At 42.0% G+C, this 15,175-nt stretch carries 13 protein-coding genes and 1 riboswitch; of the genes, 12 read left to right on the top strand and 1 reads right to left on the bottom strand.

Annotation, left to right across the window (positions count from 1 at the left end; translation table 11 throughout):
- Positions 1-60 precede the first annotated feature (60 nt).
- From AC04Q4_RS10910 to AC04Q4_RS10890, 5 genes are all read left to right on the top strand, one after another.
- Positions 61-1,050: an aldo/keto reductase gene (locus AC04Q4_RS10910; protein ID WP_476388963.1), complete on the top strand. Its 990-nt coding sequence runs from the start codon at positions 61-63 to the stop codon at positions 1,048-1,050.
- Positions 1,051-1,139: 89 nt separating this feature from the next.
- Positions 1,140-1,242, top strand: a riboswitch (TPP riboswitch).
- A 340-nt stretch (positions 1,243-1,582) separates the two neighbouring features.
- Complete coding sequence (gene thiW / locus AC04Q4_RS10905) at positions 1,583-2,137, top strand: energy coupling factor transporter S component ThiW (protein WP_015526323.1); 555 nt, start codon at positions 1,583-1,585, stop codon at positions 2,135-2,137.
- On the top strand, positions 2,100-3,002 hold the full coding sequence (gene thiM / locus AC04Q4_RS10900) for a hydroxyethylthiazole kinase (RefSeq protein WP_173738341.1): 903 nt from the start codon (positions 2,100-2,102) through the stop codon (positions 3,000-3,002). The genes thiW and thiM overlap by 38 nt, the downstream gene beginning before the upstream one ends.
- Before the next feature lie 16 nt (positions 3,003-3,018).
- A complete protein-coding gene (thiE, locus tag AC04Q4_RS10895; protein ID WP_173756093.1) occupies positions 3,019-3,660 on the top strand; it encodes a thiamine phosphate synthase in 642 nt (213 codons plus the stop codon).
- A 572-nt stretch (positions 3,661-4,232) separates the two neighbouring features.
- The gene (locus AC04Q4_RS10890; protein ID WP_178775468.1) at positions 4,233-5,177 is read left to right on the top strand and encodes a hypothetical protein; all 945 of its coding nucleotides are present in this window, start codon (positions 4,233-4,235) and stop codon (positions 5,175-5,177) included.
- A 16-nt stretch (positions 5,178-5,193) separates the two neighbouring features.
- On the opposite strand, the gene AC04Q4_RS10885 is transcribed toward AC04Q4_RS10890, so the two are convergent.
- Positions 5,194-5,640, bottom strand: coding sequence for an Lrp/AsnC family transcriptional regulator (locus AC04Q4_RS10885; RefSeq protein WP_173738344.1), 447 nt, complete (start codon positions 5,638-5,640; stop codon positions 5,194-5,196).
- A 342-nt stretch (positions 5,641-5,982) separates the two neighbouring features.
- Here AC04Q4_RS10885 and AC04Q4_RS10880 point away from each other — a divergent pair, with 342 nt between their 5' ends.
- The 7 genes from AC04Q4_RS10880 to AC04Q4_RS10850 all read left to right on the top strand — a co-directional run bounded on the left by AC04Q4_RS10880 (position 5,983) and on the right by AC04Q4_RS10850 (position 15,096).
- On the top strand, positions 5,983-7,413 hold the full coding sequence (locus AC04Q4_RS10880) for an aspartate ammonia-lyase (protein ID WP_476388962.1): 1,431 nt from the start codon (positions 5,983-5,985) through the stop codon (positions 7,411-7,413).
- Between the two features lie 212 nt (positions 7,414-7,625).
- Positions 7,626-8,945 (top strand): extracellular solute-binding protein, encoded by a 1,320-nt coding sequence (locus AC04Q4_RS10875; protein ID WP_178775472.1) that lies wholly within the window; start codon positions 7,626-7,628, stop codon positions 8,943-8,945.
- A 73-nt stretch (positions 8,946-9,018) separates the two neighbouring features.
- Entirely contained in the window at positions 9,019-9,903 is an 885-nt protein-coding gene (locus AC04Q4_RS10870; RefSeq protein ID WP_178643285.1) for an ABC transporter permease subunit, read from the top strand.
- A complete protein-coding gene (locus AC04Q4_RS10865; RefSeq protein ID WP_119239492.1) occupies positions 9,904-10,716 on the top strand; it encodes a carbohydrate ABC transporter permease in 813 nt (270 codons plus the stop codon).
- Positions 10,717-10,723: 7 nt separating this feature from the next.
- On the top strand, positions 10,724-12,526 hold the full coding sequence (locus AC04Q4_RS10860; protein ID WP_476388961.1) for a histidine kinase: 1,803 nt from the start codon (positions 10,724-10,726) through the stop codon (positions 12,524-12,526).
- A gap of 61 nt (positions 12,527-12,587) precedes the next feature.
- The gene (locus AC04Q4_RS10855) at positions 12,588-14,042 is read left to right on the top strand and encodes an AraC family transcriptional regulator (protein ID WP_476388960.1); all 1,455 of its coding nucleotides are present in this window, start codon (positions 12,588-12,590) and stop codon (positions 14,040-14,042) included.
- Positions 13,945-15,096 (top strand): family 43 glycosylhydrolase, encoded by a 1,152-nt coding sequence (locus tag AC04Q4_RS10850; protein WP_476388959.1) that lies wholly within the window; start codon positions 13,945-13,947, stop codon positions 15,094-15,096. Before AC04Q4_RS10855 ends, AC04Q4_RS10850 begins: the two co-directional genes overlap by 98 nt.
- Positions 15,097-15,175 lie beyond the last annotated feature (79 nt).

Below are 15,175 nucleotides of genomic sequence, written 5' to 3'. Positions count from 1 at the left end.
AAGTATAGTAAAGGCAGTTACAGAAAATGTAAATCATGCTACATTATGGGAGGTTTTTTTATGTACACACCTGCAAGGGAACGATACGAAACCATGGAGTACAACCGTTGCGGAGAAAGCGGCCTGATGCTTCCGAAGGTATCTCTTGGATTATGGCATAATTTCGGAGATACATCTGATTATGAAAATATGAAACAGCTGTGCTTCACAGCTTTTGACAATGGTATCACACAGTTTGATCTTGCCAATAATTACGGACCTGCCTACGGAAGTGCAGAGCGGAATTTCGGCAAGATCCTGGAAGAGGAACTGATGTCTTACCGTGATGAAATGATTATCACAACTAAGGCAGGCTATGATATGTGGGAGGGCCCTTATGGAAACTGGGGCAGCCGCAAGTACCTTCTGGCGAGCCTTGACCAGAGCCTGAAGCGCATGGGTCTGGAATATGTGGATATTTTTTACCATCACAGAATGGACCCTGAGACTCCGCTTGAGGAGACTATGGGGGCACTGGCAACAGCGGTTCAGCAGGGCAAGGCCCTCTATGTGGGACTTTCCAATTATGATGGAAAAACCTTAAGCCAGGCGGCAGCGATCCTGAAGGATCTGAAATGCCCCTTTGTGATCAACCAGAACCGGTATTCCATTTTTGACAGAACTGTGGAAAAAAACGGTCTCAAGAGAACTACCGGCATTTTGAAAAAAGGTCTGATTACCTTTAGCCCTCTTGCCCAGGGACAGCTGACAGACCGTTACCTGAACGGGATCCCGGAGGACAGCCGTATCCGCAAAGACGGAAGATTCCTTAAGGAAAGTGTGCTGACGCCGGAGCGTCTGGATCAGATCCGGCGACTGAACGATCTGGCAGCCCAGCGTGGAGAGAAGCTGGCTGATATGGCACTTGGCTGGCTGCTTCAGCATAAGGAAGTTACCAGTGTTCTGATCGGAGCTTCCAAGCCACAGCAGATCCTTGATAATGTGAAAGCGATCCACTGTGCACCGTTTACAGCTGAGGAGCTGCGTCTGATCGACGAGATTTCAAAATAAGATTTATTATGATAAATGCCTGGATTTTTTCGTCCGGGAAGAGAGGTTTGACAACGGGATAGGTGTGTGCTATATTGAAAAACAGAAAAAAAAGAGCCAGCGGGAGCTTGTGTGACAGGCTGAGAGGAAGATAGATCTTCGACCGTACCTGATTTGGGTAATGCCAACGGAGGGATTGTGATATAAGAGCGTGTCTCCGTGGATTTTTGCCAGAGGATGCGCTCTTTTTTGATGCAGAAATGGAACTGGGATGATCCGGTAATGTGTTGCGGATATGAAGGTGACAGAGATTGCATGTGGAGCTTCTGCGGAGAGCGGGCAGGAAGGGGAGCGCCTTAATGTCTGGCAGGGGAGTGATATTCCGGAGGATTTTTTCGGAAGGATCATGTAAGCGATGGGAATCCGTGTTTTCGGAGTGAGAGGAAGTAAGGGAACTTCGACCGCCAAAATCTAAGGGCAGACTGCAGCAGACGGGAAGTTTTTGCCCGGGATCTGACAGGGATCTGCCTGATATTTCAGGGAGGAAAACACAATGGAAAAACAAAGGATGCACACGCTTCGTATGGTAATGCTGGCAATGATGGTTGCGATCGGTGTCGTTATTTCACCGATTCTGAGGATTGAGGGAATGTGCCCCACGGCGCATCTTGTCAATATCGTATGCTCGGTTCTGATGGGACCGTGGTACTCACTTCTCTGCGCGACCATGATCGGCGTGATCCGTATGATGTTTATGGGAATCCCGCCACTTGCACTGACAGGTGCAGTATTTGGCGCGTTTCTTTCAGGTGTGTTCTACAGACTTTCCAAAGGTAAGATCATCTGCGCGGTGATCGGTGAGATCTTTGGAACGGGTATCATCGGGTCTATGGTTTCTTATCCGGTGATGGCATTCCTGATGGGAAGAGGCGGACTGACAGCATTTTATTATACGCCGATGTTCCTTGCAGCAACCACAATGGGAGGATGTGTTGCCTATATTTTCCTGAAGGCTCTGAGTAAAGCAGGTCTTTTGGTGAAATTCCAGGCAGCTTTGGGTTCAAAAACATATGAGACAAAGAATTTTACAACTGCGAAAGCTAATTAAAGAAGAAAAGCCGCTGATCCATTGCATCACCAATCCGATCTCGATCCATGATTGTGCCAACGTGATCCTTGCAGTGGGTGCAAGGCCGATCATGGCGGAGCATCCGGCAGAGGTGGCAGATATTACGGCATCGGCTGGTGCGCTGATGCTGAATCTCGGGAATATTACCGATGCCAGGATCGAGTCAATGAAGCGTTCTATGAGAACTGCGATGGAAAAAAAGATCCCGGTTCTTCTGGATCTGGTAGGGGTTGCATGCAGTGATCTCAGGCTGGATCTGGCGAGGGAGCTTTTAAGCATCGGCCATCCGGCGGTATTGAAGGGAAATATGTCAGAGCTTTTGGCTGTTTCCGGGCTGCCGTCCCATGCGATCGGGATCGATGCGGGTGTCGAGGATGCCCTGACTGAGGAAAATATCGATGGAGTCAGTGAGGTGCTTAAGGCTTTTTCCAGAAATAATCAGGCGATCGTGCTGGCAACCGGGAAACAGGATTTTGTTACGGATGGTGAACGGGTTGTTCTGGTGCAAAATGGCAGTGCGGCGCTGTCCGGGATCACAGGAACCGGTTGTATGGTTGGTGCACTGACTGCGGCATTTTTGCCGGGGCGCGAAGATAATATTGCAAAAGAGATGACGGATAGTATAGAGGCAGGTGTCTGGTCTGGCGGTGAGATAGGATTAAATGAGAGATCCGGGAATTATCTGGCTGCGGCAGTTCTTGGTACTGCACTTATGGGTATCGCTGGTGAGGAAGCGGAGAAGATTTCCCGCGGTCCGGGAAGTTTTCAGGTAAATCTGCTGGATGAGATTTATGGACTTTCGGATCGGCAGCTGCTGGATCTGTTGAAGATTGAAATGTACTGAAAAAGAGGGGATTAGGATGGATAGAAAAGATTTGGATGTAACGTTGTATCTGGTGACGGATAGTTCTTATCATACGGAGGAGTCCTTGCTCCGTACAGTTGAGGAGGCTTGTAAGGGTGGCGTGACTCTGGTCCAGCTTCGCGAGAAGAATAAGGGTGGACGGGAGTATCTGGATAAGGCTTTTAAGGTGAAGGAGATCACAGATCGTTACAATGTGCCGCTGATCATTGATGATCGTGTGGATGTGGCGCTGGCCTGTGATGCGGCTGGTGTGCATGTTGGAGCTTCTGATATTCCGGTTGCTGTGGCAAGGAAGCTGATGGGACCGGATAAGATCGTGGGGGCTACTGCCAAGACGGTGGAGGCTGCTGTGAAGGCTTATGAGGATGGAGCGGATTATCTTGGTGTAGGGGCGATTTATCCTACTACTACCAAGGTTGTGACGATCCTTACCAAGGTTTCTACATTGAAGGATATCTGTGAGGCGGTTCCGATTCCGGCGGTTGCGATCGGGGGATTGAATGCCGGGAATATGGATGTGCTTGAGGGTGCAGGCATGAGTGGTATGGCGGTTGTTTCTGCGATCATGAAGGCAGAGGATCCGAAGAAGAATGCGCAGGAGCTGAAGGAAAGAATTGTTGCTTTGATGGGAAAGTGATTTAGAAAGTGACTTAGAAAATGAGTGGAGAACAGTGGTGGATTTGAGGTTCATTGCTGTTCTTTTTTTGTTGAAATACGGACGCCTCACGGGCTGGTTTTTCAAGACGGCAGGGGAAGGTGGCTGCTCGGAAGTTTGGGCGTGAATGTTGGTTTGAGTGGTCTGCCGGGAATGAGATGTGAGGCACTTCGCTGTCGAATGTTGTTGAGATTTTTGGATGAAATTTGAGTGATTTTTATTATAGCATGTGGTATGGTTGTTATATCTTATAAGATCTTTTGTCTGTATGGACGTTCTTGGAGCTTCGAGTTCTGAAGCATTTTCCATTTTTGGTACTGTGAAAGTTGCTGTTCACTGGTAATATCCCGCGAGGTGTTTTTTGTGAGCGAAGGTCACAGAAAACCCGAGGCATACCGCGCGAATTTATGCAATCAGCATAAATTCTGTGCATCGCGAAGCGTGTTACTGAGAACGGAGTGAACAGTAACCTGTGAAATTTATGAAAGGCCGGTTTAGGGTGTTTTCATGTTTTATTTGTGTGGTATAATCTATATATATCAGTAGGAGTGTTAATGACTAACAATACTATATTTGATGATGTTTTCCGGACGATGGTGGAAAAGATGACGTATCTGATCGTTCCGCTGATCAATGAGGTGTTTCATACATCATATCCGGAAGATGTGAAGATCATGCACCTTAGGAATGAGCATCAGCTTGAGGATGGTGAACTGATCACGGATGCCCGACTTCTGATCGGGGATAAGGTGTATCATATTGAGTGTCAGAGTTCTGATGATACTATGATGGCGATCAGGATGTTTGAATATGATCTTGCAATTGCCTTGGAGAACAGACAGAGGATTGGAAGGAAGTTTTATGTAGAGTTCCCGAAATCTTGTGTGATATACTTGAGATCTACGAAGAATACGCCGGATGTTGAGGAAGTGGAGGTATTGTTTCCGGATGGACAGGTGTGTGTGTACCGGGTTCCGACAGTGAAGATGGAACTTTATACGAAGGATAGTATTTTCGAGAAGAATCTGTTGCTGTTGCTTCCATTTTACGTGATGAGGTATGAAAATGTAGCAGACACATTAGCTAAAGATTCGGAGAAGTTACAGGGATTGTTGATGGAATATGAAGATATAAGGATAAAACTTGAGAGAGAATTTTCAATTACTGGAAGAGCAGGTATGTATACAGATCTTAATAAATTGATCGTAAGAATATCGGATTATATTTTTCGAAAAGAAGAAAAAGTCAGGAAAGGAGTGGGTGAAGTTATGGGTGGAAAGGTTTTGCAGCTGGAGTCAGAGCGGCTTCGGGAGGAAGGTATGGCTATTGGAGAAGCCCGTGGGAAAGCCCGTGGAAAAGCGGAAGGAAAAGCAGAGGGAGAAGCAAGAATACGGGCTCTGATCAATTGTCTGATCTCGGATGGTCGTGTGGATGAGATACAGAAGATAGCTGACAGTGAGGATGTGTGTAAAGAATTGTACAGGGAATATGGTTTATAAAAAATGCCGGTGGGGATTACTCCACCGGAAGATCTCTGTGTTCTACGCTGGTGGAGAATACGATTTGTGTTTTGGTGCGGCCGAACTGCTGGAGTTCGTTGATGAAGTGGTCCAGTTCCATGGTGGAACGGAAGGCTACTTCGATGAGCATGGCGTAATCACCGGTGACGCAGTTGCATTCGATGACGTTGGGGATGGACTGGATGAAGGGGTAGAAGTCTTTTTTCTGGTAGGGTTCTACTTCCAGGTTAATAAATGCTTTTATATGATAACCGAGAAAAACCGGGTTGATCTGGGCGTGGTAGCCTGTGATCAGCCCGGTTTTTTCGAGGTGTTCGATCCTGGCGGAGACAGCTGGGGAGGAGAGGAAAACTTCCTTTGCGATTTCCTTTACCGGGATGCGGGCGTTTTTCTGAAGCATTTCGATGATCTTTCGGTCAATATTGTCAAGCTTGTGTTCCATGCGGACTGGCTCCTTTCAATGGTTTTTCTGTATTGATTATACTGCGTATGTTATCACAACACAAGAAACGACTTAATAAAAATAAGAAAAACAAATAAAATTCTTAAAAAAATTAATTTAAACTATTGGAAAACACGGATAATCATGGTTTTCCCTTAAAAGTATTTACAAGCCACAAAGAAAGTGTTAGTTTCTTAGGCATCAGAAAAACAGCTGCTGATAAAAATGAAAATAACAAAATGATTTGTAAACAGTAAATATCCGTCGGACTGCAAAAATAAGATCGGAGGGCGGAGCAAATCAGATGTGCACAGGATCAGAGGAAAGAAGAGGGATGACAAAATGACAACAGAAACAAGACTGGAAGCAGATTCAATCGGAACTATGGAAGTGCCTGCAGAGGCATATTACGGAGTACAGGCATTAAGAGCGAAACAAAACTTTCCGATCACAGGAACAAAACTTCATCCGGTATTTATCAAAAACCTGGCACAGGTCAAAAAAGCAGCAGCCATCACAAATAATAATGCAGAACTTCTTCCGAAGGAAAAAGCAGATGCTATCATCAAAGCCTGTGATGAAGTAATCGCAGGAAAATTGGCAGAGGAATTTATCGTGGATGCCATTCAGGGTGGTGCCGGAACCAGTGCAAACATGAACATGAATGAGGTGATCGCAAACAGAGCCGGTGAGCTCCTCGGATGTCCAAAGGGAAGCTATAAAATGGTTCACCCAAATGATCATGTAAACATGGCGCAGTCCACCAATGATGTGATCCCAACGGCCGGTAAGCTTACCGTTCTGGATCTTCTTGTACCTCTGGAAAGAGTGCTGGTAAGACTTGAAATTGAGCTTGCAAAAAAAGCAGAGGAATTTGATGATGTGATCACTATGGGACGTACACAGCTTCAGGATGCGGTTCCGATCCGCCTTGGACAGGTGTTCCATGGCTATGCGTCCATGGTTTCCAGAGACCGGAAACGTATCGAAAAAGCTCACAGGGAAATGTACACCGTAAACCTTGGAGGAACTGCAGTGGGAACTGCTATCAATGTTTCTGATTCTTATTTTTATAAAATTGTGCCAAATCTTGAAAAGCTTACAGGCTATCCGCTGAAACAGGCAGAAGATCTTTTTGACGCAACAGAAAATCTGGATGGCTTTGTTGCTGTATCCAGCGTGATAAAAACCTGTGCGGTGGATCTTTCCAAGATGTGCAACGATCTTCGCCTGATGTCCTCCGGTCCGAAAACCGGATTTGGTGAGATCAATCTTCCGGCGAAGCAGAATGGCTCTTCTATCATGCCTGGTAAGGTAAATCCGGTTATTCCGGAGGTGGTAAGTCAGGTTGCTTTCCATATCGTAGGACATGACACCACCATTACCATGGCAGCAGAAGCAGGTCAGCTGGAGCTGAATGCTTTTGAGCCGGTTGTATTCTGTAACCTGTTTGAATCCATCACAACTCTGGAAAAGGCAGTGGATACCCTGATCGTAAACTGTATCACAGGAATCACCGCAAACCGCAAACACTGCAAAGATCTGATGGAAAGCAGTGCGGGAATCGCAACAGCACTTTGCCCGTATATCGGATATAAGGCATCTGCAGCCATTGCAAAAACAGCTGTAAAAACAGGAAAATCCGTCAGAGAGCTTGTTATGGAGCAGGGATTCATGACGGAGAAAGAGCTGGAAGAGGTTCTTGATCCGTATCTGATGACAGAGGTCGGAGAAGAGAGGAAAGAGGATGAAGCAAGAAGGAAGGCCTGCTGAGAAAAATTAATATAGTAACAGCGAAACAGGGAGACTTGCCATATGGCAGGTCTTCTTTTATAATGGAAGACTTACTTATCAATACAATAAAGAGTGACGACAGAAGATAACAACAAAAGATTGTGTATCCCATTCAAAAATATGTGCATTTTTTTAAAAGTGACAGAATGATATACTCTTTATAAATAAAAAAGGAAAACGGAGGAAACAAAATGAAAAAGAGGGTTTTGTCACTGGTTCTGACTGGCTGTATGGTTGCTCTGGCGGCTACAGGCTGTGGAAGCTCGAACTCAGGAGCAAAAGATGAAACAGCAAGTAAAACGGCAGGTGATTCGAAAAAACTGACAATCATGATGAGCAATTCAGACAGCGGAAATAACGCTGTGGAAACGGTTATGAAAATGGCAGCAGACAAAATGGGAATCGAGATAGACTATGATGTTTATCCGGACGATCAGATGATGAGCGTGTTGAATACAAAGCTTGCAACAGGAAATGCCAGTGATGTGATCATGCATAACATCGGTATTGCAACATTGCCGGCAGATAAACTTGCAGTACTGGATGGTGACTGGAAAGATCATATTTCGGAGCAGTCTTACCCAATGACTGTAGACAGTAACGATAATGTACTGAAAGCACCATTTTCCTCTGCATCTGCTTTTGGACTTCTCTATAACAAGGAAGTACTTAAAAATGCAGGTGTAGAGCTTCCAATCAATAATTTTGCAGAGTTCAAAGCAGCATGTGACAAAATCCAGGCCAGCGGAGTGACTCCGGTCTATATGTCAAACAAAGAGAACTGGACAGCTCAGATCTGGCTTCTGGCAACAATTCAGCCAACACTGTTTGATGACCCGCAGTTTGCGATTGACATGTCACAGAACAAGGCAAAACCAAGTGACAATGAGAAACTGGTCAAACTGATGTCAAATCTTGAAGAACTGAGAAATGATGGATATCTGAATCAGGATTACATGTCCGCAACAAATACAATGGCAGAAAAGGCACTTATGGAAGGTCAGGCAGCTTTTTATGCAGGATTTTCCAAACTTAACGACTATTCCAGAGATGAGTACGAGCAGAAACTGGGTATGATGTGGATTCCTATCTGGGACGATGAAAGTGATCAGGTAGTTACAGTAGGCCAGGCAGGAAACTTCCTTTCTGTTCCGGCAGATAATCCTAATGCAGATCTTGCAAAAGAATTTGTAAATACATTGCTCAGCAAAGATGTTCTTCAGAAATATTATGAACTGCTTCCGGGAATCTCACCATATAAAGATCTTGGCTTTGATCTGGAGCAGGGCTCATTAGGAGATGAACTTTTGAGCTATGCTACAGACAATAATCTCTATTCCGATTATCAGAGCACCCTGGTAGATGGAAAGGCTGTTCTTAACGGATTTTACGGAAACTTTTCAGACAGAATCCAGGGACTGATTGCAGGAAAATCAGTGCAGGATACTCTGGATGACTGGTATAACGCATATGCGGAAGAAGCAAAAGCGAGAAATGCAGAAGGTTTCTAAAAGTTTATTGATTTATGGGTATCAGTTACAGCAGCCGGAAAAACGGCTGCTGTAACAGATTATAGGAGGAATTATGAAGAAAAAGAACACGCGGGATTTTTATTCCAAATGGTTTATTACACCAGCTGCGATATTATTTATCATATTTTTTGTAGTACCCAATCTCGCCTCATTTATATTGGGATTTACAGACTGGTCTTTGTATGATTTTAATAATATTAAATTTAATGGACTGGAAAATTTCCGGAGACTGTTCAGCGAGAAAACTTTTGCTATTGCTATAAAAAATACTTTTTATTTTGCAATCGTAACAGTTCTTATAAAGAATATATTCGGATTTCTGATGGCACTGATCGTAAAGAAAACCAGCAAATTTAATACATTGCTCAGAGCAGTTGTATTTTTACCTATGACAATCAGTGTTATGGTCGTTGCCATTATTTTTGTTTCTATTTACAATCCTACAAATGGAATTATCAATGAAGGACTCCGGGCAATCGGGCTGGACAGCCTTACCCGTGACTGGCTTTTTGATGCAAGATATTCTATGAATTCTATCTGCCTGATGGATATATGGCAGGGAACTGGATTTACAATGTGTGTAATGATTTCCGGACTTCAAGCGATTCCGACAGATTATTATGAGGCTGCAAAGATTGATGGAGCAGATAAATGGCAACAACTCAGATATGTTACCCTTCCGTTGCTGATCAGTTCTATTACAATAAGTCTTGTTTTTAATATCATATCAGGATTTAAGGTGTTTGCACAGGTTTATTCTACGACAAACGGAGGACCTGCCGACAGCACACATGTACTTGGAACTTTCCTGTTTAAGAGCTTTGGAAACGGATTCCTTGGTTACTCTGCCGCAGTAGGACTCTTTACAACGGTACTGATCGTGGCGCTTAGTATGACACTGCTTGCAATTCTGAGGAAAAGAGAGGTAGAATATTAAATGAAGAAGGGAAAAACATTTTTACGGTATGCAGTTGGGATCATATTCAGTTTGATCTATATAATGCCGATATGGATGGTTGTTGTTAATTCATTTAAAGAAAAAAAAGAAGCGAATCTGATGGGACTTGGCCTGCCAAAGACGTTTACGTTAGATAACTACATTCAGATTTTTGAAGGCGGTGGAATTGTCCGGGCCTTTTTCAACGGTCTTATACAGGCGGGAAGTTCAACCTTTATTGTACTTGTAGTAGGATCACTTGCGGCATTTGTAATCGCAAGATCAAGAAATAAGATCATTAGTAATCTGTATTATGTTTTTCTTCTTGGACTGGTAGTGCCGATCGCATACATTCCTACATATCTTGTACTGGATATACTTGGATTGATGAATACACATTTCGGATATGTATGTGTTCATGCGACTTACGGACTTCCGCTGGCAATTTTTCTGTATACAGCTGCAGTAAAGGGAATCCCGAGAGAACTGGATGAAGCTGCTATGATTGACGGAAGCAGCTGCTGGTATCTTTATCGAAAAATCATATTTCCACTTTTGAGAACCACAACGGCAACACTTTTTATTTTTAATTTTATGGGAGTATGGAATGATGCACAGTTACCGTTATTCCTTCTCAGTGGAGATAAATGGGCACTTCCTCTTACTATCAACAGTTTTTATGGTGCACATGGACAGGAGTGGAATCTTATCTTCGCGGATATTGTAATCACGATACTGCCTATTGCAGTTGTTTACATCTTTGCCCAGAAACATATTATGGCAGGAATGACTGCAGGAGCTGTTAAAGGATAAGAAAAGTATGAAAAAAATATCAGATAGGCTGTCGTATTCAAAAAGAATATTTATTGTATTTGCACTGTTGTGCAGCGTGTCAATTTTTCTGGTTGCAGGAACCTATTACGTGAGATTATATGCAGATAACAGGAAGTTGGCACAGAATGAATTCAAGGATATCAGTACTCGTACGGCACAGGCACTGGAACGCGAGATTGATATGATGGATATGATCAGCTGTCAGATATTTGGAAATAAAAAGATCCAGAAAGAGCTTTTTGATGCTACGGAAAACAGAAAAAAAGGAGTCAATTATTTCGAACAGAATCCGGATGCCCGAAATAATGTTCAGGAAGCACTGTGGAGTTTTAATTCCCCACGTAAAGTGGTTGCAAATTTATCTATCATTTATCCGGATATGTTTATAGGTCTTCTGGAGATTCCTGGCGTGGAAGAAGTAAATCGTATATGGAATCAGGGATTGTACGAAAACTGGGATGGATATTATAAAATTCTTCCTACTCATGAGGATCCGTTCTCCATTTCGGAAAAAAAGGACAGGGTTACAGTTTCTCTTCTCAGAAAAATGAATCTTAGCTTTTACAGTCAGGAAGATGTAGGAGTAATAGAAGTGCAGCAGAGTTATGAGAAGATAGAAGAAATTTGTAGCCAGAATTATGACAGAAATAATATGCAGCTTTATGTTGTAGATGAGGATGGGAACATTGTATATCCTTATGAAGATACAAAAAAGACCAGGGAAATGAAACGGGTTACAGAGACATTCGGTTCACAGCAGTGTGATGTGATTGTTTCCAGCAAGGAAATTTCCGGAATAGGGATGCAGCATCAGTTGTCAAATGCTCCATGGAAAGTGATCGTGTTTCAGCGTAATAAAGACTTTTTCGGACCAATCTTTCGGTCAGTACGATGGATACTGATCTTTGGTGGCGGGATGCTGATTTTTATGATCCTGGCAGTATTTTTTGCAACAAAAAGAATAATGAATCCTATTGTTACATTAAGAAAAACGGTAGAGAACAGCGATACGGGAGAAGCATTGGATTTTTCAGATCTAAAAACAGAAATTGATGAAATCGATCTTCTCCAAAGAGCGTTTACAAAGATGGTGAAGCATATCCGTGAATCAGCGGAACTTATGGGAGCAATGCGGGAAAAGGAACTGGAGCTTAAGATTGAGGTATTGCAGGCACAGATTAATCCTCATTTTCTATATAATTCCCTTGCAGCCATAAGTGCGGCAGGTATGGAAGATGGAAGCTTCCGGACTCAGATGATGTGCGTAGAGCTAAGCGAATTGCTTCGATATGCAGGAAGTGACACAGGAAAGCATATAGATATTCAGACGGAGCTGGAAAATCTGGAGAACTATCTGAAATGTATGAAGTGGAGATATGAAGATAATCTTGAATACAGAATAGAGGTTGAAGGAAAAACAAATGTAGACTTCATTCCTAAGCTTACATTCCAACCACTTGCCGAAAATTCATTTGCCCATGGATTTTCAAATACTCTGCCTCCGTATAAAATTCAGGTGAATTGCGCTGTGTCGGAAAATGGTTGGATATTTACTCTGAAAGATAACGGATGTGGAATAAGTGATGAACGTCTGTTGGAAATTCAGACGGCAATAGATAATGTGGACTTTATTTTTGAGGAAAGCAAAGCTTATACAGAGTTGAGAACAGAAAATATGGCCATATTGAACATTTACATGAGATTGAAACAGGAATACGGCAGGAAAGTATGTTTTACAGTAAAAAGTAAAGAAAACGGAACAGAGATAAAAATAGAGGTAACAAGATGATAAAAGTATTAATTGCAGATGATGAGCCATTATTATTGAGAAGTCTTAAAAAAGTATTGAGATGATGGATGGGGAATATAGTGTTATTGATACAGTGTCAGATGGGAAAAGCGCTTTGAAAAAAGCTGAAGCATTGAACCCGGATGTTATTTTTACAGATATCCGTATGCCGATTTTCGATGGTCTTGAATTTGTTGGAAAGCTGCGGGAAAAGGGTATTTCTGCAAAAATCGTGCTGATCAGCGGATATAAAGAATTTGAATATGCCAAAAAAGCTATTACGCTGGGAGTAGAAGATTATCTGGTAAAGCCTATCAATCCTTTGGTTCTTCAGAAGATTTTGCAAAAAATGAAAGCAGAATTGCAGGAGGATATTCACGAAAAACAGGAAGCATATCTTCAAGCCGTAATTCATGGTGGCAAAATAGAAATGGAAGACTGTTTTTTTGACGAAAAAACAGAAATTTGTGTACTATATCTGTGCTTTGGCACCTATATTTCCTATCGGAATATCCAATTTAAAATCAATGACGATAGCAGTTACAATAAGGAGATCATACAGATTTTAGACGCTCAGAATAAAAAATACTGGATTCTGGATGGAAAATATGATAATGAACGAATCGTCGTTATCGAAGCCGATAAAATAACAGGAGATCATTTAGGTAGAGAAATTTATCAGGCGGTGCAGGATAAATTAGTGGTAAATGTTACAGGTGTTTATAACAGTGGAATTAGAACAGCGGAACAGTTTCGTGAAAAAATGCTTGAAGCAGGAATTGTTTTGAGAAAAAAACTGATATTTTCAGAAGGCAGATATATTGAAGCACAAAAATATAGTGAAGAAAGATTAAAAAAGAAAGCATCAGAAGGACGGATTAGCGATTACGGATATTTTGAAAGAATGATAAAAGACAAAAAATATCAGGATATTGGTTTCTTTATAAAAAAACGGCTTAGGGAATGTCAGGAAGAGCATTGGACGCAGGAAGAACTTACGGAACTTTTACGAGGATGGCTTTTTACTGTGGAGCAGCAACTTCGAAAACATTTTGAGAGCAGTATGATTGATCTGACGGTGACAGTATCTCAGGATTATGATGAGCTGGAGAAGAATCTGGTGAATTTTTTTGAATCTGTCATCGATGAACAGGATGAAAATCCGTTGTCACAGGTATCTGTGCATACAATGGAAAGTGTTAAAGAGTATATAGATTATCATTATATAGAAAAACTCTCTATCATGGAGATCGCAGATAAATTTAATTTCAGCTATTCATATTTATGTACAAGCTTTAAACGATACTTTGGAGAAAGTCCCAATGACTATATCATCAAAAAAAGAATTTATAAGGCGAAATTGCTGTTTGATTCAGATCCTGTCCTCAGCATAAAAGAAACAGCGGCTATGGCGGGTTATGATAATCCTTATTATTTCAGCAGGATATTTAAGAATGTTACAGGAATCTCTCCGTCCCAATATAAAAAAAGGAGCAATGAAAAAAATGAAATATGACTCATTCAGACCAGGAAAAGAATGGAAAGATACAAATGGAAAACCGATACAGGCACATGGAGGTTCTGTCATATACATAGATGGGATATTCTACTGGTATGGAGAAAATAAAGAGAAAACAAAACCCGATAATGATATATGGCATTGGGGAGTGAGGTGTTACAGTTCTGTAGATCTTTATAATTGGAAAGATGAAGGAATCATTATTAAGCCGGTGACAGATGATCCGGAGTCTCCTTTATATCCATCAAAATGTATGGATCGGCCACATATTTTATATAACAAAAAAACTTTAAAATATGTCTGCTGGTTAAAAATTATGGAAAAAGATGGAACACAGGATATGACGGTTCTTACCGCAGATCATATTCTGGGACCGTATACCATGGTAAAAAAAGGATACCGTCCATATGATATGAGCTCAGGTGATTTTGACCTGGCAGTAGATGATCAGAGTGGAAAGGCATATTATTTTTTTGAGAAAGTACACAGTGAACTGATTTGTGCAGAGTTAGATGAAACATATACAGGAGTTAGTGAAATATATTCCGAACATTTTAAAAATGGACAGCCTCCTTATGTAAGAGAAGCACCAGCGTATTTTGAGAGAAACGGAAAGAAATATCTTATCACATCAGGTACAACGGGATATCATCCGAATCCTTCGGAAGCTGCAATGGCGGAAGAATGGCATGGACCATGGAAAGTATTGGGAGATCCTCACAGAAATGATAGAAGTATGACATCCTTTAATTCTCAGATTTCCTGTATATTTAAACATCCGGAAAAGGAAGACCTGTACATTGCAATGGCAGACAGGTGGCTTCCTAACCTTCCGGAAACGGAGGGAGATGGTTTTTATACTGGAGAGGCATACAGAAAGGTTGAACAGAGTTTTAAAGAGGAATTTTCCGGAATAGCTGATAAAAAAGAAAAAGATGAAGAAACAGATTACGGAAAAGATGATACTTCTATAGCCAGATATGTATGGCTGCCCATTCGCTTTGAAGGAGATGTCCCTTACATTGAATGGCAGAATGAGTGGAAAATCTGAGAAGTATTTGAAAATTTGAATATTAGGAATAGCGAAACAGGGAGACTTGCCATATGGCAGGTCTCCTTTTATAATGGAA

It is taken from the genome of Blautia sp. HA8986 (genome assembly GCF_056504635.1).
Note: the sequence above shows the minus strand (reverse complement) of the source record. Positions and strands in the feature narration are given on the sequence as shown.